The following is a 22,229-nucleotide window of genomic DNA, read 5'->3' as shown; positions in this document are numbered from 1 at the left end:
CCGGAGTCGCAAGCCCACATGGCCAAGTCGATGGTGGAGCGTTACGAGCAGCTCCTCCGGCAGGACCCCACATCTTCCGTCTTCGTCGAACTGGCCAAGGCCCTGCTGGAAAAGGGGGACGCGGCACGCGCCATCGAGGTGTGTGAACAGGGCATCTCCCACCATCCGTCCTCGACGGTGGGACGCGTGCTCTGGGGCAAGGCGCTCATCCACCTGGGCCGCCCCGCGGAGGCGATGGAGCAGTTCGACAGGGCCATCGCCATCGAGAAGGACAACCCCTACGCCTACAACCTGATTGGCGAGGTGTTGCTCCAGCGCGGGCTGTACCGCTCGGCGCTGCCGCTGTTGCGAAAGGCGGTGGCACTGCAACCCAATGACGGCCGCGTGAAGCTGTGGCTGGAGCAGGCCCAGCAGGCGCTGGCCGGTGGACCGGCCCCCGTCTTCGCCGACCTGATGGGGCTGGAGAAGACCGCGTCGTCGTCGGAAGGGGAGTCCGACGGAGAAGCGAAGGCCGAGGGCGACGACGCCGAGCCCGCGCCAGTGGCCGCGTCTCCGATGGCGGCCGCGAGGCTCCGGGCCGCCGCGCTCGGAGATACCGCGAAGGCCGCGACGGCTTCGGGTCCCGGGGCCGCGAGGAACGCGGGCGCCCGTGCCGCCGCTGACCTGGCGAGCGCCGCGGCGGCGGGTGGGCGCGCGAGCACGGAGGACGTCTCCGCTCCCGAGCGCGACGCGGATTCGGCGGGGGACGTGAGTGCCTCCGGCTCCACTGCTGACACTGGAGCTTCCGGGGACACAGCGACGAGCACCGGGGGCGCTCGCACCCGCTCGGGTGAGCATCCGGCCGCGTCCGCGGCGTCGTCGTCCCTGGGGCTGATTGACCGGCCCGTGCCGGTGCTGCTGCCCTCGCTCGGTTCCGAGCTGCCGAGCCTGGACCTGTCGTTGTCGGATGAGGATGACGCTCCTCGGCCGTCGGGCTCGGAGCCCTTGTCTGGCGCGTCGACGGGGGAGGGCAGCGAGCCCCTGCCCGAGGATGCGCGGGGGACTGCCTCCGACACAGCGGGGGCTTCTGCCGACCTGACGTCCACGGGCGAGGGTGAGGCGGGGACCGCGTCCGCCGACTCCGACGACGACGTGCTGCTGCGCTCCAGCGAGTTCACCACCGCGAAGCCGGTGATTCCCGCCGCGTCCGCCGACTCCGACGACGACGTGCTGCTGCGCTCCAGCGAGTTCACCACCGCGAAGCCGGTGATTCCCGCCGCTTCGGGAGGACTCCTCGGAGATCTGCCTCCGCCGGACCCCACCGCGCAGAATCCCGTGGTCGCTCGCGCGCAGCCCGCGACGCGGGGCTCGGGCTCCAAGCGCTCGCTGCTCGACGACCTGCCGGAGGCCTCCGATGCCGCTGGGAGCGCCGCGAAACCCAAGGCGGGTCAGCCCAAGCAGGACACCGAAGCGCTCACCGCCGCCTACGAGAAGGAGCTGCGCCAGAAGCTGGTGCGCGAGGCGGCGAAGACGTCCTTCCTCAAGCGCAACGGTGTGAAGGTCGCCGGAGTGACGGCGCTGGCGATGGTGCTCATCACCATCGTCGTCGGCTTCCTCCGGATTCGCGCGGCCACTGGTGGCCAGACGCTGAACGAGGCGCTGGCCCGGGCCGAGGACCTCATCACCCAGGACACGCGCGCCTCGCTGGATGGGGCGTTGCAGCAACTGGGGCGCGCCCTGGAGATGGACGAGGGCAGCAGCCGCGCCTGGGCCCTCACGGCCTGGACGCATGCGCTCCTCTTCTCGGACCACGGCATGTCTCCGGAGGACCGTCTCAAGGCGCTGGAGGCCCTGGAGAAGCCGGGCGTGAAGGAGGCCGCGCCGGGACTGGTGCTCACCACCAATGTCCTCGTGGCGGATGACCGGGGACGGGAGCCGGCGCGTCGCGCGCTGCTCACCTCGATGGACGAGAGCACCGAGGCCCAGGCGCTCGCGGCGAGCATCCTCCTGGCGTCGAAGGACGAGAAGAAGGCGCTGGAGCGGTTCGACCGCGCGCTGCGGACCTCGCCCGCCAACGTGCGGGCCCTGGTGGCGCTGGGCGGCTACTACCTGGCGTCGGAGGACTTCCCGCACGCCATCGAGATGTTCGAGAAGGCGCGCACCAAGTCTCCCAAGCACCCCGTGGCGCGCATCGGTCAGGCGGAGGCCCGGCTCGCGCTGGAGCAGGAGCTGGACGCCTCGCTCGCGGATGTGGCGCCGCTCGCGGAGGACAAGGCGCTGCCGGCGGACCTCAAGTCGCGCCAGCAGTTGGTGCACGGCCGGCTGTTGTCCGCCGTGGGCAAGCACGACGAGGCGCGCACGTTGCTGGGGAAGGGCACGCAGGGGGCGCTGGCCTTCGACTTCCAGCTCGCGCTGGGGGCCGCCAGTCGCGCCGCGGGGAAGCTGGATGCGGCGCAGGCCGCGTACGAGGCGGCCCTGAAGCTGCAACCCAAGAGCGACGAGGCCCGTGAGGGGTTGGGCCGCACGCTGCTGGACAGGGACCGCGAGCGCGACGTGCTTACGCGCCTGGAGGCCGACAGTGGCCGCAAGGTGTCCCTGGTGCGAGGCGCTGCGTACGCACGGCTCGGGGATTGGAAGCGAGCCCGCGCGGAGCTCGCGCGCACGCGGGTGAACGAGCGCTACCCTCCGGAGGCGGTGTCGCTCCTGGCCCTGGCGGATGCGGCGGAGGGCAACGCGCCCCAGGCCCGCGAGCTGCTCGAGAAGGCGCTGGCCGCCTCCAAGCGCCCGCGCAACGACATGCGACTGGCGCTGGGGCAGGTGTACTGGCGTGAGCGAGCCTTCGACAAGGCGCAGGCCCAGTTCGAGGAGGCGCAGAAGGACCCGCGCGACTACGAGGCCTCCTGCTCGCTGGGGCGGCTGCTCCTATCTCGCGGCCTGCCAGACATGGCCCTCAAGCCGTTGACGCAGGCGGTGGAGCGCAACGGCGCGCACGGCGAGTCGCGCGACGCGCTGGGCCGCACGCTGCTGGCGATGGGGCGTACTCCGGAGGCCCTCAAGCAGTTCGAGGCCTGGCAGCTGGACAACCCCGGCAGCGCCGCCGCGCACAAGGGCTTCGCGCTGGCCCTCTTCCACGCCGGACGCCGCAAGGAGGCGGAAGGGGCCGCGGGTCGCTCGGCGAAGCTGGCGCCCGACGACGCGGAGGCGCACCGGCTGCGCGCGGCAATCCTGTTCGCCTCGGGTGACGCGAAGAGTGGCTTCTCCGCCCTGGAGCGTGCCAACAAGCTGGACCCGAAGGACCCGGACACCTTCTGCGAGATTGCCCACGCCTTCCTGCGGCAGGGCAACGTGGACAACGCGGACGCGGCCTTCGCGGCGGCTCGGCGCGAGGGGTCTGACGCCACCTGTGGCCGGGTGGGCGAACTCTACGTGCAGCTCCCCGGCGGAGGCCGAGGGGCGGCGCGGACGCTGGAGGACCTGGCCTCGCGTGCGCCCACCGTCTGGGACAAGGCCTTCGCCCAGGCCGCCATGGCCCGCGTACTGTTGGGGGCCGGCGTGTTGAAGGACGCGCGGGCGGCGGCGGAGGAGGCGGTGCGGCTGGCGCCGTTCCAGAGCCGCTCTCACCTGGCGCTGGGGTTGGTGGCCCTGAAGCAGCGGCAGGAGGCCGTGGCGAAGGCGTCGCTGCTGAAGGCCGTGGAGCTGGAGCCCACGGACGGCCCCGCGTACCTGGCCCTGGCGGATGTGCTGGTGCGCGAGTCGGCGGAGCTGAATCGGGCGGTGGAGTCCTACGAAGCCTTTCTCCGGCTGGCGGGTGGCAGCGAGGAGGCGGGGCGCGTAAAGAAGGCGCTGCCGTCCCTCAAGAAGAAAGCGGCTCGCTAGCGTGCGCCACCCTCCCTCTGGCCCCGGGCCCGAGTCCCCGCTGCTGCGCATCATGTGGGGCAACGCCTTCCTGCTGTCGGCGCTCTACCTGCTGGTGGGCGTCGTGGTGGAGGGCGCCTTGCGCCTGTTCCCCTCGAAGTTCCTCCAGCGCCTGTCACTGTCGTTGGACTCGCTGCCGGCGCGTGCGCTGGAGCTGGTCGGCGCCATGGAGCCGCTGCGTACGGCCTTCTTCAACGGCCGCATTCCCGAGTACGGGGTGCGCCTCATCTTCGGACTCACCACAGTGGCGGTCATCTTCCTGCTCGCCCTGGTGGTCGGCACCGTCATGGGCAGCCTGCGCTACCTCATCGCCCGAGGGATGCGCCGAGGCGGAGGCAACGGCCCGTAGCCTCTTCCGTCGCGAAGACGGGGGCACCGGCCGCGGGGCTCTTCGTCAGTTCGTACCCAGGGCCCGCCGGACGCGCGGCTTGCGTGGCGCCGCCAGGGGGGCTGCCTGGGGCTCATGCCCCGCGGCGCGCGCCATCAGGCAGATTTCGACGACCTTGGGGCCGAAGCGCTCCCAGCGACTCTCTCCCGTGCCCTTCACCGTGAGGAAGGCCTCCCGGTCGATGGGAAGCGTCGCCGCCAGCCCGAGCAGCGTGGCGTCGTTGAAGATGATGAAGGGCGCGACGCCCAGGTCCTTCGACAGCTCCTTGCGCCAGCGACGAAGCTCCGTGGAGGCCAGCTCGCTGTAGTTCAGCACCGGTTGCGCCGAGGCCGACGTGCGGCCTCGGGACGCGGTCGGCCCGCTCGAGAGCAGCACGGGCATCTTCGCGGGTGTGCACACGTCGCAGTTGCCGCAGGAGGCCTCCACGTCCTGCTGACCGAAGTAGTGGAGGACGGCGCGCCGCCGGCAGCGCTGCTCCCGGTCCGCGTAGGCGTAGTCCGTCATCCGCCGCAGGAGCTGGAGGTTCTGCCGCTCCTGCTCCCGGACGTGGCTCAGGTCCATGCCCAGTTCGCGGAAGGGCAGCCGCGCCAGCGCTCGGATGGAGCGACCGGAGAAGGGCCGCCGCACATTCACCACGCCCGACTTCTCCAGCAGACCCAGCGCGTGGCGCGCCTCGTCCACCGACAGACCGACGCGCCGCGCGAGGATGGTCAGCTCCGTGGTGACCAGCCGCCCGAGGGGAAACGTCTCCAGCAGGGACTTCAACAGCCGCTGCGCGTCCGCCGCATGCGGGTGCGCCGCCTGGGCCTTCTCCGTCAGCGTCAGCCCGTGCTCTCCCTCACCCCGTCCCCCGCGCTCCAGCTTCCCGGCACGCTCGAAGATGCGCAGCGCCGCGGAGACCTCGAACTCACTGGCGTTCACCATCCCCGCCAGCACGTGCACGCCCCGCTCGAACTCCTCCACCGACTGGAGCACGCCCCACACGTCCGCGAGCACCGTCTCCGACGGGTGGCTGCCCTGGATGAGCCGCTCCTGGGTGTACACGTCCGAGTGGTTGAACAGCAGCACCGCGCGCGCGTCGCCGCCGTCCCGGCCCGCTCGGCCGATCTCCTGGTAGTACGCCTCCACCGCCCTGGGGATGTTGGCGTGCGCGACGAAGCGGATGTCCGACTTGTCGATGCCCATGCCGAACGCATTGGTGGCCACCGCCACCGCGTCCTTCGTGGACATGAAGGTGTCCTGCGCCCGCCTCCGCGCGTCGTCCTCCATGCCCGCGTGGTACAGCACCGCCTTCAGGCCCCGGCCATGCAGCTCCGCGAAGATGCCGTCCGCCGCGCGGCGCGTGGAGCAGTAGATGATGCCGCTGCCTCCCAGCGCCGCCAGCCGCGCGCAGGCCTCGTGACGGTCCGTGTCTCCGCCGACTTCCTGCTTGCCCAGGAACAGGTTGGGCCGGTCGAACCCCATGGCGAACTCGCGGGGCTCCTTCATCAGCAGCACCCGGACGATGTCCGCGCGCACTTCCGGCGTCGCCGTCGCAGTGAGCGCCACGGTGCGCGGTGGGCGCAGCTTCTTGCGCACCTGGCCGAGCTGCGCGTACTCCGGCCGGAAGTCGTGCCCCCACTGGGAGATGCAGTGCGCCTCATCCACGGCGAGCAGGTCCACGCCCACGTCGAGGACCGTCTGGACGAAGCTCGCGCTCCGGAAGCGCTCGGGCGCCACGTACAAGAGCTTGTACTCGCCCGCGCGCAGCCGGCGCATCCGCTCCGCCCGCTCCAGGTCCGACAGCGAGGAGTTGATGAACGTGGCGCTGATGCCGCGCGCGGTGAGCTGCTCCACCTGGTCCTTCATCAGCGCGATGAGCGGCGACACCACCAGCGTCAGCCCCGGCAGCAGCGTGGCCGGGAGCTGGTAGCACAGGCTCTTGCCCGCGCCCGTGGGCATCACCACCACGGTGTTGCGCCCGCTCAGCACGGTGGAGATGACCTCCGCCTGCCCGGGACGAAACTGCGTCAGTCCGAAGTGGCGCACCAGGCCCTGCTGAGCTTCCTCGAAGTAGGGCAGGGCCAACGGCATCGCTCGCATGTTCACCATCCTGGCCCGGCCGTCAACGGAAACGGCGCCTCGCCGCCCCTCACAGCTCGAGCCCCGGCGGCACGGGGACAGCCAGGCGGGCCCTCCTCAGCGCCACCTCCAGCACGCGCAGCGCTGTCGCGTCCGGCTCCCGTCGCCCATCCACCACCACGTCCCCTTCACGGGCGTCCGCTGGCAGCTCCACGCGCTCCACCGTGCAGGCCCGCCCGGTCTCCAGTCGCACCACCTGTGCCCGCGTGTCCTCCAGCAGCTCCACCTGCACCATCCCCACAAGGCACCCCGCCATCACCCATCTCCTCCCGCCACGTTCCATTCCCGTTTCGACTCCCACTCCCCGTCCGGGAGCAGTCCCCGCTCCAGCATCGACACGAAGGCCCCGTCTCCCACCACCAGGTGGTCCAGCACCTTGAGGTTGAGCAGCTTCGCCCCCGCGACGAGGTGCCGCGTCAGCCCCACGTCCTGGACGCTGGGCTCCGGGTCCCCCGAAGGGTGGTTGTGCGCCAGGACGATGGCCGTCGCACGGGAGACGAGCGCCGCGGCGAACACCTCCCGGGGGTCCACCGGGCACGTGTTCAGCGTGCCCTCCGCCACCCGCGCGTCATGCACCAGCACGTTGCGCGCGTTGAAGCACAGCACGTGGAAGACCTCCCGCCGCAGCGCGCCCAGCGCGGGCGTGAGGTACGCGTGAATCTCCCGGGGCGTGCGCAGCTTGGGCCGCCGCTCCGGTGAACGCTGGGCGCGACGGCCCAGCTCCAGCGCCGCGAGCACCTGCGCGGCCCTCCGAGGCCCCAGGCCCGGCACTCCGCGGAGTTCCACAGGCTCCGCCTGCAGGAGCGCCTTGAGTCCTCCGCATCGCTTCAGCAGCGCCCCTGCCGCCTCCAGCCCGCCTCGCGAGCGCGGTGCCAGACCCCACGTGACGCACAGAAGCTCCGAGTCGGTGAGAGCCTGTGCCCCCAACCGGAAGAGCCGCTCCCGGGACTGCTCCATGCCCCCGGGCGCGAGCGCCCCCACCGACTCCTCGCCCACCACTTCACCGCTCCCCGTCCACGCCCCGCCCATGCTCCACTCCATCCCGCCCACCTTCCCCGGCGCGGTGCTTGAGCAAGGCATGTGCCCGCTGTCGCTACCTGGGGCGCGGTGGGCCTACCCATCCCGTCTGGCTCGACAGGGCTCGACTCCCGGACGGTCACCCGCACACCACGGACCCTCTCGGGCGGCGAGAGGTGGGCGGTGCGGGCCTGCTTTCAGAAGCGGGAGATGGCGAAGAACGATTTGATTTTGTCGTTCGTCTCGCGAAGTCGCTCGCTCAGCGTGCGGACGAACGTCCAGAGCAGTACGTACGCCAGGTCCTTGTCGGTGAACATCAGCTGGTCCAGCTTGGACCTTTCGATGGCCCACACCGAGCAGGAGATGTGGGCGATGGCGTCCGCGGAGCGGGGAGAGTCCTCGATAACCGCCATCTCTCCGAAGTACTGGCCGGCTTCCAGGATGGCGAGCGCTTCCTCTCCGATGCCGGGCACCGACTTGGAGATGCGGACCTTGCCGCTGGAAATGACGAACATTTCCTGGCCGGACTCCCCCTCGCGGAAGAGGAAGGCGCCCGCCGGGTAGTCCCTGGTGTGGCCGAGTTGCGCCACCTTGGCGAGCTGGCCCTGGGTCAAACCCTCGAACAGCGCAACCTTCTTGAGGAGCTCGGCATCCATGAGGCCAGCTTCGTATCACGCGCCCGAGGGCCTCTGGTACCTTCGCGGCCTCAACGGAAAGAGGGAGGAGCCACCCGTGGCGGAGGAGAAAATCAACAAGGTGACCATCATCGGCTCGGGGCCGGCGGGTTACACCGCGGCCATCTATGCCGCGCGCGCCAACCTGGAACCGATGGTGTTCGCTGGTGGGCCCACGCTGGAGCATCCCCAGCGCGTGCCGGGCGGGCAGCTCATGGTGACCACGGACGTGGAGAACTACCCGGGCTTCCCGGAGGCCATCACCGGCCCGGAGCTGATGGACCGCTTCCAGAAGCAGGCGGAGCGGTTCGGCACGGTCATCCACATGGAAAACGTGGTGAAGGTGGATTTCAGCAAGCGCCCCTTCGTCATCGAAGGGGAGAGCGGCATCCGCGTTCTCTCGGAGACCGTCATCATCTCCACCGGCGCGACGGCCAAGTGGCTGAGCGTCAAGGGTGAGGACATCTACAAGAACCGGGGCGTGTCCGCGTGTGCCACCTGTGACGGCGCGTTCTTCAAGAACCAGGAAGTACTCGTCGTGGGCGGTGGAGACACGGCGATGGAAGAGGCCACGTACCTGGCGAAAATCGTCAAGCACGTCACCCTCGTCCACCGTCGCGACTCGCTGCGCGCGTCGAAGGTGATGCAGGAGCGCGCGCTCAACAACCCGAAGATTTCCTTCCTGTGGAACTCGGCGGTGGAGGAAGTCACCGGCAACGCGAAGGGAATGACGGGCGCGGTGGTGCGCAATCTGAAGACGGGCGACAGCCAGCTGCTCAATGCCACGGGCCTGTTCGTGGCCATTGGCCACACGCCGAACACGGAGCTGTTCCAGGGCATCCTGGAGACGCACCAGGGCGGCTACCTCAAGACGGTGGCGGGCAGCACCCGCACGAACATCCCGGGCGTGTTCGCTTGTGGTGACGTGCAGGACAGCTACTACCGTCAGGCCATCACCGCCGCCGGCACCGGCTGCATGGCGGCCATCGACGCGGAGCGCTGGCTGATTGAGCAGGGCGAGTAGCCCGCTCACCACCGCGTGACGCATGCTCCAGGCCGGTCCGTCTCCATGGCGGACCGGCCTTCTTTTCGAGCCGGGCAAGGGCGGAACAGGACTCTCATGAGCACGAAGCAGAAGACGCTGGCGGTGCATGCCGGAACGCGGCTGAAGGGCAGCAAGGCGGTTCCCGTCTCGCCCCCCATCTCCGTGTCCGCGGTGAGCTGGTTCGACAGCAGCGACGACCTGGACGGCGCGCTGGACGGCAAGGACTACGCCTACGCCCGCATCAGTGCTCCGAACACCACGCTGCTCGAAGAAGCCGTGGCGGCGTTGGAGGGCGCCGAGGCGTGCGTGGCCTACGCCAGTGGGATGGCCGCGCTTCGCTCGCTCTTCGAGGCCCAGGACTTCCGGCCCGGCGACAGGCTGGTGATGCCGGCGGACGGCTACGGCGTCACGCGCGCGCTCTACAAGAAGCTGTGTGCCGCGCTCGGCGTGGAGCTGCATGCGCTGAAGCTGACGGACGCGGGGACGCAGGCGCGCATCCGCGAGCTGAAGCCGCGCCTGGTGCTGGCGGAGAGCATCACCAATCCGCTGCTGCGCGTGGCGGACCTGCGTGAGCTGGCGAAGGCGTGCCGGGACGTGGGCGCGGCCTTCGCGGTGGACGCCACGTTCCCTTCGCCCATGGGGCAGCGCGTGCTGGAGCTGGGCGCGGACTACGCGGTGCAGTCCACCAGCAAGTGGCTCAACGGGCACAGCGACGCGCTGGGCGGCACGGTGAGTGGTGCTCGCTCGCGCATCGACGTGCTGCGCGCCGCGCGCGTGCTCTCGGGTGATGTGCTGGGTCCGTTCGAGGCGTGGCTCACGCTGCGCGGCCTGCGCACCTTGCCCGTACGGATGAAGGCCCATGCCGAACACGCGGCGCACGTGGCGCGGCGGCTTGCGGAGTCGCCCCTGCTGGAGCGGGTCATCTACCCGGGGCTGGCCTCGCATCCGGACCATGCGGTGGCTCGCGAGGTGCTCAAGGATGGCGGCCCCATGGTGTCCTTTGAAATCCGGGGCGCGGGCCGCCCCGAGGCCATGCGCTTCCTGGAGGCGCTCAAGGTCGGTCGACCCGGTCCGTCGCTTGGGGACGTGTGCACGCTGGTGATGCACGCGGCCAGCGCCAGCGCGCGACGCCTGACGCCCGAGGAGCGCGAGGCGGCGGGGATTCGCGAGAGCCTCATCCGGGTGTCCGTCGGACTCGAGGACCCGGACGACGTGGTGGATGACCTGCTCCAGGCCGTGGCCCAGGGGGTGGGCCGGTGAAGATGGTCGATGTCGGCGCGAAGCCGAAGACGGAGCGCGTGGCGGTGGCCACCGCGCGCTTGCGCATGTTGCCCGCCACGCGGGAGCGCATCCTCGCGGGGAAGGTGGAGAAGGGGGACGTGCTCGCCGCGGCGAGGCTCGCCGGCATCATGGCCGCCAAGCGCACCCCGGACTTCATCCCGCTGTGCCACCCCATCGCCCTGTCCGGAGTCGAGGTGACGCTGGACGCCGTGAAGGAGGGGCTGTCCGTCCGCGTGACGGTGCGGACGGTGGACCGTACGGGCGTGGAGATGGAGGCCCTGACGTCGGCGTGCGCGGCGGCGCTCACCGTCTATGACATGTGCAAGAGCGTGGACCGGGGCATGGTGCTGGAGGCCGTCCAGCTCGAGCACAAGTCCGGGGGACGCTCGGGGACCTGGGAGCGGGGCTCGGCGAAGGACGGCGCGGGGGCGACCCGTGCCGCCACGTCACGTCCACGCAAGCGCGCGAAGGGTTGAGCGCGGACGCGCGTGCGAGCGCGCGGGAAGGGGAGCGCGACACGGGCCCGCGTCCTCCCCGTTCCGTGCCCTGGAGGCGTGCGAGGGAGCCGCTTCACGCCGCGAGGTGGAGCCGCATGCCCACCCGCCTGACGCAATGCCCGCGCGGTGAAGCGCGGCACGTGCGGGCTGCCCTGTGTCCGCTTCAGGACGTGGACAGTGTGCTCCCGAGCACGGCCTCCCCTGAACTCGTGCCCTCCGGGGCTCCCGCTTGTCGGAGCGGTCGTCCAGATTGGACTCTCGCCACCATGCGCCCAGCAAGCGCGGGAGGCCGTAGAGGAGGTCCAAGGGTGCTCAACGTCAGGACGACCCACTCCACCGTGGGGCTCCTCGCGCTCATGATGGGCATGGGCTGCAGCCCCGCATCCGGGGACGGGGACGGCGATGCGCCGGAGTCGCCCACGCTCGTCGCGGCGGGGGCCCACTCACGCTGCTCCCCAGGGGGCTCGGGCCGCCGCTCCATCTCCAAGGACCCCAAGGGCTGCCGTCAAATCATGTTCGTCTGCGCCCCGGGCGAGACGCCCTTCTTCGACGCGTGTGGCTGTGGCTGCGAGCGCAGGTAGCGTGCGCTACCGCTTCCTGTCCGCGTCCTCGCGCAGCTTCTCCAGGAAGAGTGCCCCCACCACGAGCGAGTGGGTGATGTGTCCCTCCAGGATGAGCCGGGGCACGTCCGCGCGCGGGTGCAGCTCCACGGCGATGTCCTCGGCCTCGTCCTGCCGGCCCGCATGGGCCCTCACGCAGTCCCGCGCGAGGAAGATGAAGCAGCGGTTGTCCTGCAGCGCGGGATTGGGATGCATCCAGCCCAGCGGCACCACGCGGCCCGCGACGTAACCCGTCTCCTCCTCCAGCTCGCGCGCCGCCGCCACGGCCGGGTCCTCGCCTTCCTCGACGAGTCCTCCCGCGAGTTCCAGCGTGTCCGCGCCGACGCCGAAGCGGAACTGCCGCACCAGCACGAGCGAGTCCTCCGGCGTCACCGCGATGACGTTGACCCAGTCCGCGCAGACCACCCGTACGCGCGGATGCTCCTGCTCCGTCCTCGGGTCCGCCCACTTGTCCTCGCGGACCTTCATCACCTGATAGTCGTGCTCCAACCCAAGGCGCAGGCGCCGCCAGGGCTTCACCGTCTGGGACATGGTTGACGCTCCGGCCCCCCCCCGACACGGGCGAGGGCCTTGGGGTTTTCAGTTGAGCAGCGAGGCGCGCTCACGCAGCTCGCGGGCCGTCATCTCCAGGCGGTCGCGGTCTGGCGCCTCCGGCGACAGCTCCAGGCACCGCTCCACGTCGCGCAGCGCCGCGCGGTACGCCCCCAGGTTGGCCAGCAGCGCCGCGCGCGTGCGCAGCTCCCCGGGATGATCCGGCGCCAACAGGAGCAGCAGGTCCACCACCGCCAGCCCCCGCTCGCGGTCCTCGCGGCCCAGGTACACGCGCCGCAGGTTGGACAGCATGCGGTAGGCAATCAACTCCACCGGCGCCGGCGCCAGCATGGCCCGGTCGAACTTGAGCTGCGGCGCCACCCGCTTGAGCAGCTCCTCGCAGCCGTGCTCGGTGAGGATGTCGCCGTGGTGGAAGGGGTCCATCACCAGCTTGTGGTCCCCCGCGTCATGGGCGACGAGGAAGTGTCCGGGAAACGGCACTCCGTACAGGGGGATGCCCGCCCGACGCGCGACTTCCAGATAGACGACGGACAGCGTTATCGGCAGCCCCAGCTTCCGCTCCAGCACCTGGTCCAGGAAGCTGTTCTCGGGCGAGTGGTAGTTGTCCTCGTTGCCGCGAAAGCCCTCGATGTCCGACAGCACGTGGCGCAGCGCTCGCAGCGATGCCAGCGCCTCGCCCTTGTCGGTGAGCCGCTCCGACTCCACCTGGACCCGGCACGCCAGGACGTCCAGGACGTGCAGACACGCGGGGGCATCCAGCTCCGGCCTGTCCAGCGTGGCGATGGCCAGCGCGGCCAGGTCCAGACGCGGTGGCTCCGCGGCCAGCGCCGACACCAACCGTTCCCGGGCCAGCGGCGGGCTGAATCCTGTGGGGATGCTCACGGCCGCAACCACTAACCCACACCGGGCTTGACGGCAAAGGCAGGCAACCGAGCGTCAGAAGGTGGGCGGTGCATAGGGCAGCCTCCCCTTGATTTCCGCGCGCAGCCCCATTTGAGCCGAAATCAGCCCCGCCAGGATTCCGTCCTCGTACTCGAAAGTCGGGTGTTCCTTGAGTTCGGGAAAGTCGTGGGGATTGCGAAGCTCCTCGGGGGTGAGGTTGGGGACGGCCTCGCGGGCCAGTCGCAGCACCTTGGCCTGTTGCTGCGAAATCATCCGCTCGAAGAGCTGGGCGGACAGCTCCAGCATGTCCTGGGCCACTTCTTCCGTCATGTGCGTGCCTACTCCTGGGCGATGTCCCACTTGGCTCGGCGGTAGCTGTAACGGAAAGCGGCCTCATCCGCCTCTTTCGCGAGCCCCTCGCCCTCCCGGCCGTCCAGGAAGGCGACGAAGTCGAGCTGGCGGTTGTCGCGTCCGTGCTCGGTGTCGAAGAGGCGGACCAGCTCGTTGGCGGGCAGCGTGCGCCGGCCGACGACGTCCACCAGGGGCACCGCCAGGCCTCGCATCTCCTGCGAGGGCGCGTAGGACTTCCACACCAGCTCCGTGCACACCAGCGTCTGGTCCGAGAAGAAGTCGAAGTCGAAGTCGTACGGGCGGCCCTGGTACGCGAAGGCGCGGAGGATGGCGCGCGCCTTGTCCACGCGAGGCAGCCGCGGGCGCATGACGCCCAGGTAGTCCACGCGCATGCCGTGCTCCAGGCCGGTGAAGCTGACGCCCTCGCTGATGGACTCGATGATGCGGATGGGGTCGCCGTGGGAGTCCTTGCCGGAGTACTCGGCCCACTTGGCGGGGAACGCGCGCGCCAGGTGCGCGGTGAAGGACGCGGGCTTGCCGGGGAGCGTGGCCACCCAGGCCTTCACGTCCGCGTCCTCGTCGAAGTACGCGGCCATCTCCGGCGCGGTGCCGACAAACAGCTCCGCGTGCGGCCAGAAGCCCGGCAGGCCGATGTTGGAGAGGTACCAGTTCTGCCGCGCCACCATGATGTCGCCGGGCTCCATCTTCTTGAGCACACCCAGCACCTGCTCGCGGCTGATGAGCGGCTGGCCGGAGCGGTGCACGCGCGTGTCGCCCATCCACTCGGCCACGGCGCGCTGGACGGGGAAGAAGGCGCGCTGGGCGGAGTCCTGGGTGAGGTCCGTGGCGGCCTTGGCGAAAATCGTGGCGCCGCGCTTGGCGAGAAGGCCCCGAGCCACCTCGCTGTTGAGCTTCATCTCCTGCATCACCCAGGGCACGCGGGGGCCGTCCAGCGCGCCGGCCTTCACCAGCAGCGGGCGCAGCTGCTCCTTGTACGTGTCACCGGTGTAGAGCTGGGTGGTGGTGCCCACGTGGATGACCTTTTCCTTGAAGCGGGCGAAGGCGCGCGGGGGCAGGCCGAACTCGGGGGCGGGCTCGTCCAGGAGGACTTCCAACTGCTTGCGGCCTCCGGTGAGCTCCGCGTAGGTGAGGCCGTGGGCCAGCTCCGTGGTGAGCGCGCCGTGGGTGAGCAGGAAGCCCCAGGCGTGCTTCTTGGGCTGGGTGAGGGCGGGCACCTTCACGAAGTCCCAGTAGCGCTGACGGATGACCTCGGTGGAGACGAAGTAGTCGAAGAAGGCCGCCCACGTGGTGAGCAGCCGCTGCTTCTGGTCCGGCGTGTACGGCTCGCTCTGCTTCTGGAGGTAGAGGCCGCGCGACTGCTTCACCTCGTCCTGGAGACGTCGCAGGCCACGGGCGTGCCGCTCCAACTGCTCCAGGTCGGCCTGGGCCTGGGCGACGAAGGCGGCGTCATCGAGGGAGTAGACGCTCTTGGGGGCGGCGGCTGGCGTGGGCGGCGTGCTGGCGAACACGAGCCAGGCGAGCAGCAGGGGTGCGGCGGGCATGGATGGGGCTCCGGGCGACAGGGGCGGCGGGCGGCACTCTACCTCGGGAGGTGCCGGGGCGGCTGGCCCCCTGGCCGGGCAGGGGCGGGGAGGGGGATGGCCGGGTGGTCCGGCGCGAGCGCCGTCACCAGATTCCTCGTACCCAGTGACGCACGCCCGGGCCTCGCGGGCCGGGCAGAAAGGCAGCGCCAGATGGCATTCGGAACCGCGGAAGACCCCGGGCTCTCCATCACCCCTCACATCGACTCGGTGGACTACCCGTCGACGCGGGAGGAGCTCGTGGAGTCCGCCGAGGATGGCGGGGCCCCCGTGAGCATCATCAACGTCCTCAAGTGCCTGCCGAGTACCGAGTACGCGTCGCGCGAGGCCGTGATGAGGGACTTGTCGGAGGCGTCGAGGCGCTCCGCCCGCGGCGGGCTGCCCGACGATGACGGTGTGCGGCGGGACAGGCGCAACATCGGGCGGGATTTGGTGGAGAACGCGCCCGACGGCAGCACGCGTCACCCGTGAGGCACGGGCCCTCGCGGTGAGGAAGCGCTCGCGGGCGCTGGCCGTTTCTGCCAGCGTTCGCGGGCGCATGCGTCCAGGTCTCCTGTTGAGCTGTCTCGTGTTGTCCCTGACGTCCGCTTGTCGGAAGCCGTCCCCGCTGCGGGTTCCCGTGCCCGAGGTGAAGCCCCGGGTGCGCGTGTCCTTCCTGCCCCCCGTCGACCGGGTCCTCACCGAGTCCCAGCGCGGCGTCCGCGTCGTCGAGCAGGGTGGCTCCGTGCTGCGCGAGGAGGCGGAGCTGACCACCGAGTCCCGCTTCACGCCGAACGAGGGCGGCTGGTTGCTGACTCAGTCGGTGACGCACGCCAAGCAGTCGCGGGCCGGGGTGGAGGTGGAGGTGGAGGGCTGGGTGGACGATGTGCTCCTGCGCTTCGCGCTGCGACTCCAACTGGCGGCGGACGGCACGTTCGTGAAGCTGGTGTCTCCCGAGGCCGCGGCGGAGGCCGTGCGGCAGTCGGTGCCTTCGGGCGTGGACGCGAAGCCACTGGCGCGCTTCTTCGCGCCGGAGGCGCTGGAGGGGCGCACGCGGCGCGAGTGGGAGGCGAAGTTCGGCGGCCTGTTCCAGCGCCATCTGTCGGAGGGACAACGCACCTGGGCGGTGGACACGCTGCCAGCGGGCGACAAGCAGGTGGCCTATGTGCTGGAGCGCACGGTGCAGGGGACTCGGGACACGGAGTACGGTGACGCGGTGGTGCTGAGCCTGCGGTGCCTGGACGCGGTGCCTCAGGACGCGCCGGACGAGCTGACGGATGCGTGGGAAGAGGCGGGACGGCCGGAGCTGACGCCGGGCGTGACGTGCCAGGGTGAGCAGGTGATGGCGTATGGGCGCTTCGTGCCAGTGAGTCGCGAGCTCACGGTGAAGGCGCCAGTGGACGGGGCGGCGTGGACGGTGACGATGGAGTCGCGAGCACAAGGGCTTCAAGAGGAGGCGCGATGAGCTGGGAAGAGAACCTCATCAAGGACGAAGCGGGCGTGGAGCGCGTGGTGAAGAGCGCGCGGCGGGTGGCGGTGCTGGGGATGAAGACGGAGCAGCACTCGGGTCAGCCCGCCTTCTACGTGCCGGACTATCTGGCGAGCGCGGGCGTGGAGGTGGTGCCCGTGCCCGTCTACTACCCGGACGTGACGCACATCCTCGGCAAGCCCGTGTTCCGCCGGGTGGCGGACGTGCCGGGCGAGGTGGACCTGGTGGACGTCTTCCGGCGGCCGCAGGACATCGACGCGCACGTGGACGACCTCATCGCCAAGAAGCCGAAGGCGGTGTGGTTCCAGTCCGGCATCCGCAACGACGCGGCGGCGGAGAAGCTGGCGCGCGCGGGCATCCAGGTGGTGCAGGACCGCTGCCTGATGGTGGACCACCGGCGCTACGGCGGAAGGTGAGCGCCCTCCCGCGAGGGGCCGCTCACCACTGCGCCTGGGCGAACGGCACGGGAGGCCGGGCCAGGGAGACGGCGGCGGACAGGCGCGCCTGGTCCAACGCGTCGAAGCCGCGCTCCATGGTGGTGGGCGTCACCGGGGGCAGGTTGGAGACGACGACGTAGACGGGGATGTTGCGCCCCTCCAGCACGGTGAGCTGGAGGCGGAAGTGGTCGCGGCGCAGCGCCGCCGAGCCCGCCGCGAGCCCCTGCGCGTACGCCATGGGGCCACCCACCACCTTGCGCGTCTTGCTGGGCAGGAAGTGCACGAGGATGGCGTCCAAGTCCTTCCCCACGTTGCTGTCATGCAGCGACAGCGCGGGCGCCTTGTCCACCAGGCCGCCGTCCCAGTACAGGTTGCCCTCCAGCGGCACCGCGCGGAACAGGCCCGGGTACGCACAGGTGGCGTGGACGCGCGGGGCCAGCTCTCCCGAGGTGAACACCTCGTGGCTGCCCAGCGTGAGGTTCGCGCCGACGAGCAACAGCGGGTGCGGCAGGTCCTCGAACGTCCTGGCGCCCAGCGTGTCCTCGAGCAGCCTCCGGAAGCGCTCTCCCTTGAGGAGCCCCGTCAGCCCATGGCCGCTGGCGTCCGCGTTCAGCACCGCGCCAATCGGATCCGGGTCCCAGAAGTTGGCGCGCGTCTGGCGCAGCACCAACTCCTCGATGGCGTGCACCGGCATCCCCGCCGCCGCGTAGGCCGCCACCATGCCGCCCGCGCTCGTCCCCGCGTACGCATGCGGCTTGAGCCCCGAACTCGTCAGCCCCTTGAGGAAGCCGGCGTGCCCGTAGAAGCCGAAGTAGCCCGCGGAGAGGACCAGGCCAAACCGCTTGCCTTCAAGGAGCTGGTGCAGGGAGGGAGAAGCCATGTCCCACATCTACCACTGTCCGCCATGAAGCACGCAGTGCGTCGAAAGTCCGCTGGCCACCAGTGAGACATCGACGTATGTTGATGCGGCGATATGGAAGCCCTGTCCCAATCCTTCCGGGCCCTCGGGGACCCGACGCGGCTGCGCATCCTCCGGTTGGTGGCGGAGGCTCCGCTGAACGTGACGGAGCTGGTGTCGCTGGTGGGCGTGGCGCAGTCGTCGGTGTCGCACCACCTGGGGAAGCTCAAGGGGCTGGGGCTCATCCGCGAGGAGCGGCAGGCGGGCTTCAGCTACTACTCGCTGGCCTTGGAGGGGGACGACACGCGCTGGCCCCTCATCCGACTGGCGAGGGAGGCCGAGGACGCGGCGGGTGACTCGGCGCGGTTGATGGACCTGCTGCGCGCGCGGGCGGACCGGCAGGCGCTCAACGAGCGACTCCTGGAGCCGGGCCAGTCCTGGTTCCTGTGGGCCGGCGCGCTGGCGTCGCTGTTGCCGCCCCTGGACGTGGCGGACTTTGGCTGTGGCACGGGCGTCTTGAGCGTGGCCATCGCCCGGTGGGCGCGGCACGTGTGGGCCATCGACCAGAACGCCGTGGCGCTGGAGCAGGCGCGCGAGCGGGCCGGCAATGAGCACGCCGCCAACGTCACCTTCCTGTGCGAGGACCTTCAGCACCTGTCGCTGCAGTCGGGGCGGATGGACCTGGTGGTGATTTCGCAGAGCCTCCACCACGTGGAGGACCCCGCCTGTGTGCTGGCGGAGGCGGCGCGGCTGCTCAAGCCGGGCGGCCGGCTGGTGCTGCTGGAGTTGATGCCGCATGACGAGCGTTGGGTGGTGGAGCGGCTGGGCCACCGCCACCTGGGCTTCGAGCCGTCACAGCTGGAGACGGCGCTGCGCGAGCAGGGTTTCGCGTCGCTCACCCGCGAGGCGCATGCCCGCGAGGGTGCCAGCCCTTTTCGAGTCTTTCTGCTGACTGGAGTGAAGCCATCATGACGAGTCCCACTGCCCTTCCGCCCCCCTCTGGAGAGAACGGTCGTCGCGTGGAGGCCCTGCGCACCGCGATGCGTGAGCGCGTGCTGGTGCTCGACGGCGCCATGGGCACGCTGCTGCAGCAACTGGACCTCAAGGCCGCGGACTTCGGCGGCGCCGAGTTCGAGGGCTGCAACGAGAACCTGGTCCTCACCCGGCCGGAAATCATCCGGGACATCCACGCGCGCTACTTCGCGGCGGGCGCGGACGTCACGGAGACCGACAGCTTCGGCGGCACGCCGGTGGTGCTCAACGAGTTCGGCCTGGGGCACAAGGCGCTCGAAATCAACGCGGCCTCCGCGCGACTGGCACGTGAAGCCGCCGCCGAGGCCGAGGCGAAGGATGGGCGCATGCGCTGGGTGGCGGGCTCGGTGGGCCCCACCACCAAGGCCATCAGCGTCACGGGCGGCATCACCTTCGAGGAGCTGGTGGAGAACTTCGCCGTGCAGGCCGAGGGCCTCGCGCTCGGCGGCTCCGACTATCTCCTGGTGGAGACGGCGCAGGACACGCGCAACGTGAAGGCGGCGCTCCTGGGCATCGACCGCGCGTTCCGCAAGCTGGGCTACTCGCTGCCGGTGGCGGTGTCCGGCACGATTGAACCCATGGGCACCATGCTCGCGGGCCAGAGCGTGGAGAGCCTGGCCACGTCGCTGGAGCACGTGGAGTTGCTGTACCTGGGGCTCAACTGCGCCACGGGTCCGGACTTCATGACGGACCACCTGCGCTCGCTGGCGGCGCTGAGCCCGTTCCCGGTGTCGTGCGTGCCCAACGCGGGCCTGCCGGACGAGAACGGAAACTACCTGGAGACGCCGGAGATGCTCGCGCGTTCGCTCACGCGCTTCTGCGAGCAGGGCTGGCTCAACGTGGTGGGTGGCTGTTGCGGCACGCAGGAGGGCCACATCCGCGCGCTGTCCCAGGCGGTGAAGGGTCTGAAGCCGCGCGCGTCCACGCCCAAGCCCCGCTCCACGTTGTCTGGCGTGGACTACCTGGAAGTGACGGACGAGATGCGGCCGGTCATCGTCGGCGAGCGCACCAACGTCATCGGCAGCAAGAAGTTCAAGGAGCTCATCGTCGCGGGGCAGTTGGAGGACGCGTCGGAGATTGCCCGCGCGCAGGTGAAGCGGGGCGCGCAGATCATCGACATCTGCCTGGCCAACCCGGACCGGGAAGAGCTGGAGGACATGCGCGAGTTCCTGGAGGTGGTCATCAAGAAGGTGCGCGTGCCCTTGATGATTGACTCCACCGACGAGCGCGTCATCGAGATGGCCCTGACGTACAGCCAGGGCAAGGCCATCATCAACTCCGTCAACCTGGAGGACGGAGAGGAGCGCTTCGAGAAGGTGGTGCCGCTGGCGCGGCGCTTCGGCGCGGCGCTGGTGGTGGGCTGCATCGACGAGATTGGCATGGCCGTGACGCGCCAGCGCAAGCTGGAGGTCGCGGAGCGCTCGTTCGAACTCTTGACGAAGAAGTACGGCATGAAGGCGGAGGACCTGTACTTCGACCCGCTCGTCTTCCCGTGCGCCTCCGGTGACGCGCAGTACACGGGCAGCGGCGTGGAGACGGTGGAGGGCGTGCGGCTCATCAAGCAGCGCTTCCCGCAGTGCCGCTCCGTGCTGGGCATCTCCAACGTGTCCTTCGGTCTGCCGACGGCGGGCCGCGAGGTGCTCAACTCCGTCTTCCTGTACCACTGCGTCCAGGCGGGCCTGGACATGGCGCTGGTCAACTCCGAGAAGCTGGAGCGCTACGCGTCGCTGCCCGAGGAAGAGCGCAAGCTGGCGGAGGACCTGCTCTACAACCGGGGCACGGACCCGGTGACGCCGTTCGCCGCGCACTTCCGCGAGCGCAAGCCGCCCAAGGCGCAGGTGAGCACGCTGCCGCTGGAGGAGCGGCTCCAGCGCTACATCATCGAGGGCTCGCGCGACGGCCTCTTCGCGGACCTGGAAGCGGCGATGGCGAAGTACGCGCCGCTGGACATCATCAACGGGCCGTTGATGAAGGGCATGGACGAGGTGGGCCGGCTCTTCGCCGCCAACGAGCTGATTGTCGCGGAGGTGCTCCAGAGCGCCGAGTCGATGAAGGCGGCGGTGACCTTCCTGGAGCCGCACATGAGCGCCGCCCAGGCGGCGATGCGCGGCAAGATTGTCCTGGCCACGGTGAAGGGTGACGTGCACGACATCGGGAAGAACCTGGTGGAAATCATCCTGGCCAACAACGGCTTCCAGGTCGTGAACCTGGGCATCAAGGTTCCGCCCGAGCAGCTGGTGCAGGCGGTGCGCGAGCACAAGCCGGACATCGTCGGCCTGTCGGGGCTGCTGGTGAAGAGCGCGCACCAGATGGTGGCCACGGCGGAGGACTTGAAGCGCGCGGGTGTGAGCGTGCCGATTCTGGTGGGCGGCGCGGCGCTCAGCCGCAACTTCGTGGACCGCAACATCGCTCCGGCGTACGGCGGCGGCACGGTGGCCTACGCGCAGGACGCGATGAGCGGTCTGGACCTGGCGAAGCAGATTGTGGACCCGTCCTCGCACGAGAAGCTGCGCGGAGAGCTGTCCGAGCGGCGCGTGAAGCTGGCGCAAGAGGTGAAGGAGCGTCCTCGCGTGGAGGCTCAGACGTCGCGTGCGCGCAGCGCGGAGATTCGCATCCTGGACACGGTGCCCTCGGCGCCGGACTGGGAGCGGCACGTGCTGACGAACACGCCGCTGGACCACATCTGGAAGTTCATCAACCCGGTCATGCTGTACGGCCGGCACCTGGGCCTGCGCACGTCGTCGCGCGCGTTGGGGACTCCGGCGGAAGCGGAGCTGGCGAAGACGGAGGAGGGGCGCAAGGCGCTGGCGCTGAAGGAGGCGGTGGAAGAACTCAAGGGCATGCTGCGCGGCGGGTTGATGCAGGCGCGCGCGGTGTTCCAGTTCTACAAGGCGGGCAGCGACGGCAACCGGGTGGTGCTCTTCGACGGGAGCACCGGCAAGGAGGCGGCGTCGTTCGACTTCCCGCGGCAGGACCGCGAGGGAGGGCTGTGCCTGGCCGACTACCTGCGCCCGCTGGAGCGCGGCGTGCCCACGGACAACGTGGCGATGTTCGTGGTGACGGCGGGCTCTGGCATCCGCGAGCTGTCCGAGGGCATGAAGGCCAAGGGCGAGTTCCTGAAGATGCACGCCGTGCAGGCGCTCGCGCTGGAGACGGCCGAGGGCTACGCGGAGCTGTTGCACACGCAGCTGCGCAGCATGTGGGGCACGCCGGACAAGCCGGACATGACGATGCTGGAGCGCTTCCGCGCGGAGTACGCGGGCAAGCGCTACTCATTCGGCTACCCCGCGTGTCCCCGGCTGGAGGACCAGTCGAAGCTCTTCACCGCGCTGCGACCGGAGGACATCGGCGTGCAGCTCACCGACGGCTGCATGATGGAGCCGGAGGCCTCCGTGTCCGCCCTCGTCTTCCACCATCAGCAGGCGTCGTACTTCTCCGTGACGTGAGCGGAAGGTGCCGTGACGCCAGGGC

20 protein-coding genes are annotated in these 22,229 nt (G+C 70.2%); 11 read left to right on the top strand and 9 right to left on the bottom strand.

Annotated elements, in window-relative coordinates; all coding sequences use genetic code 11:
* The first annotated feature begins 18 nt into the window (after positions 1–18).
* Positions 19–3,855 carry a tetratricopeptide repeat protein gene (locus HUA76_RS42845; RefSeq protein WP_174464189.1) on the top strand — a complete coding sequence of 1,279 codons (3,837 nt, stop codon included), beginning with the start codon at positions 19–21 and terminating at the stop codon, positions 3,853–3,855.
* 52 nt (positions 3,856–3,907) lie between these two features.
* Positions 3,908–4,243 carry a hypothetical protein gene (locus HUA76_RS42840; protein ID WP_141648995.1) on the top strand — a complete coding sequence of 112 codons (336 nt, stop codon included), beginning with the start codon at positions 3,908–3,910 and terminating at the stop codon, positions 4,241–4,243.
* A 45-nt stretch (positions 4,244–4,288) separates the two neighbouring features.
* Here HUA76_RS42840 and HUA76_RS42835 read toward each other — a convergent pair whose 3' ends face one another.
* The 4 genes from HUA76_RS42835 to HUA76_RS42820 all read right to left on the bottom strand — a co-directional run bounded on the left by HUA76_RS42835 (position 4,289) and on the right by HUA76_RS42820 (position 8,076).
* A complete protein-coding gene (locus HUA76_RS42835) occupies positions 4,289–6,373 on the bottom strand; it encodes an ATP-dependent DNA helicase RecQ (RefSeq protein ID WP_174464188.1) in 2,085 nt (694 codons plus the stop codon).
* A 40-nt stretch (positions 6,374–6,413) separates the two neighbouring features.
* Positions 6,414–6,659, bottom strand: a complete 246-nt coding sequence (locus HUA76_RS42830; RefSeq protein WP_141648994.1) for a DUF3006 domain-containing protein — start codon at positions 6,657–6,659, stop codon at positions 6,414–6,416.
* Complete coding sequence (radC, locus tag HUA76_RS42825; protein ID WP_174458598.1) at positions 6,659–7,444, bottom strand: DNA repair protein RadC; 786 nt, start codon at positions 7,442–7,444, stop codon at positions 6,659–6,661. The genes HUA76_RS42830 and radC overlap by 1 nt, the downstream gene beginning before the upstream one ends.
* Before the next feature lie 173 nt (positions 7,445–7,617).
* Positions 7,618–8,076 carry a cyclic nucleotide-binding domain-containing protein gene (locus tag HUA76_RS42820; RefSeq protein WP_141649135.1) on the bottom strand — a complete coding sequence of 153 codons (459 nt, stop codon included), beginning with the start codon at positions 8,074–8,076 and terminating at the stop codon, positions 7,618–7,620.
* Between the two features lie 76 nt (positions 8,077–8,152).
* Between HUA76_RS42820 and trxB the strand changes: the two genes are divergently transcribed.
* From trxB to HUA76_RS42800, 4 genes are all read left to right on the top strand, one after another.
* Positions 8,153–9,118 carry a thioredoxin-disulfide reductase gene (trxB, locus tag HUA76_RS42815; RefSeq protein ID WP_141649140.1) on the top strand — a complete coding sequence of 322 codons (966 nt, stop codon included), beginning with the start codon at positions 8,153–8,155 and terminating at the stop codon, positions 9,116–9,118.
* Positions 9,119–9,214: 96 nt separating this feature from the next.
* The gene (locus tag HUA76_RS42810) at positions 9,215–10,399 is read left to right on the top strand and encodes a PLP-dependent aspartate aminotransferase family protein (protein ID WP_174464187.1); all 1,185 of its coding nucleotides are present in this window, start codon (positions 9,215–9,217) and stop codon (positions 10,397–10,399) included.
* Positions 10,396–10,896, top strand: coding sequence for a cyclic pyranopterin monophosphate synthase MoaC (gene moaC, locus HUA76_RS42805; protein WP_371823609.1), 501 nt, complete (start codon positions 10,396–10,398; stop codon positions 10,894–10,896). The genes HUA76_RS42810 and moaC overlap by 4 nt, the downstream gene beginning before the upstream one ends.
* Before the next feature lie 329 nt (positions 10,897–11,225).
* On the top strand, positions 11,226–11,498 hold the full coding sequence (locus tag HUA76_RS42800) for a hypothetical protein (RefSeq protein WP_371823608.1): 273 nt from the start codon (positions 11,226–11,228) through the stop codon (positions 11,496–11,498).
* A gap of 6 nt (positions 11,499–11,504) precedes the next feature.
* Here HUA76_RS42800 and HUA76_RS42795 read toward each other — a convergent pair whose 3' ends face one another.
* From HUA76_RS42795 to HUA76_RS42780, 4 genes are all read right to left on the bottom strand, one after another.
* Complete coding sequence (locus HUA76_RS42795) at positions 11,505–12,068, bottom strand: NUDIX hydrolase (RefSeq protein WP_141649138.1); 564 nt, start codon at positions 12,066–12,068, stop codon at positions 11,505–11,507.
* Positions 12,069–12,116: 48 nt separating this feature from the next.
* Positions 12,117–12,941: a SirB1 family protein gene (locus HUA76_RS42790; RefSeq protein WP_141649142.1), complete on the bottom strand. Its 825-nt coding sequence runs from the start codon at positions 12,939–12,941 to the stop codon at positions 12,117–12,119.
* An 84-nt stretch (positions 12,942–13,025) separates the two neighbouring features.
* Positions 13,026–13,301: a hypothetical protein gene (locus tag HUA76_RS42785; RefSeq protein ID WP_141649139.1), complete on the bottom strand. Its 276-nt coding sequence runs from the start codon at positions 13,299–13,301 to the stop codon at positions 13,026–13,028.
* An 8-nt stretch (positions 13,302–13,309) separates the two neighbouring features.
* Complete coding sequence (locus HUA76_RS42780; RefSeq protein WP_174458537.1) at positions 13,310–14,884, bottom strand: YiiX/YebB-like N1pC/P60 family cysteine hydrolase; 1,575 nt, start codon at positions 14,882–14,884, stop codon at positions 13,310–13,312.
* A gap of 192 nt (positions 14,885–15,076) precedes the next feature.
* Between HUA76_RS42780 and HUA76_RS42775 the strand changes: the two genes are divergently transcribed.
* The 3 genes from HUA76_RS42775 (at position 15,077) to HUA76_RS42765 (ending at position 16,807) form a co-directional block, all read left to right on the top strand.
* Positions 15,077–15,394 (top strand): DUF2795 domain-containing protein, encoded by a 318-nt coding sequence (locus HUA76_RS42775; RefSeq protein ID WP_141648115.1) that lies wholly within the window; start codon positions 15,077–15,079, stop codon positions 15,392–15,394.
* 67 nt (positions 15,395–15,461) lie between these two features.
* Positions 15,462–16,367, top strand: coding sequence for a hypothetical protein (locus tag HUA76_RS42770; protein WP_174458538.1), 906 nt, complete (start codon positions 15,462–15,464; stop codon positions 16,365–16,367).
* Positions 16,364–16,807 carry a CoA-binding protein gene (locus HUA76_RS42765; RefSeq protein ID WP_141648117.1) on the top strand — a complete coding sequence of 148 codons (444 nt, stop codon included), beginning with the start codon at positions 16,364–16,366 and terminating at the stop codon, positions 16,805–16,807. Before HUA76_RS42770 ends, HUA76_RS42765 begins: the two co-directional genes overlap by 4 nt.
* Positions 16,808–16,829: 22 nt before the next feature.
* Here HUA76_RS42765 and HUA76_RS42760 read toward each other — a convergent pair whose 3' ends face one another.
* On the bottom strand, positions 16,830–17,717 hold the full coding sequence (locus HUA76_RS42760) for a patatin-like phospholipase family protein (RefSeq protein ID WP_371745700.1): 888 nt from the start codon (positions 17,715–17,717) through the stop codon (positions 16,830–16,832).
* A gap of 84 nt (positions 17,718–17,801) precedes the next feature.
* Between HUA76_RS42760 and HUA76_RS42755 the strand changes: the two genes are divergently transcribed.
* Positions 17,802–18,698, top strand: a complete 897-nt coding sequence (locus tag HUA76_RS42755) for a metalloregulator ArsR/SmtB family transcription factor (RefSeq protein ID WP_174464186.1) — start codon at positions 17,802–17,804, stop codon at positions 18,696–18,698.
* Entirely contained in the window at positions 18,695–22,204 is a 3,510-nt protein-coding gene (metH, locus tag HUA76_RS42750) for a methionine synthase (protein WP_174464185.1), read from the top strand. Before HUA76_RS42755 ends, metH begins: the two co-directional genes overlap by 4 nt.
* The last annotated feature ends 25 nt before the right edge of the window (positions 22,205–22,229 follow it).

This window comes from Myxococcus sp. CA056, from assembly GCF_013336715.1.
In the GTDB taxonomy this organism is placed as follows: Bacteria; Myxococcota; Myxococcia; order Myxococcales; family Myxococcaceae; genus Myxococcus; species Myxococcus llanfairpwllgwyngyllgogerychwyrndrobwllllantysiliogogogochensis.
Note: the sequence above shows the minus strand (reverse complement) of the source record. Positions and strands in the feature narration are given on the sequence as shown.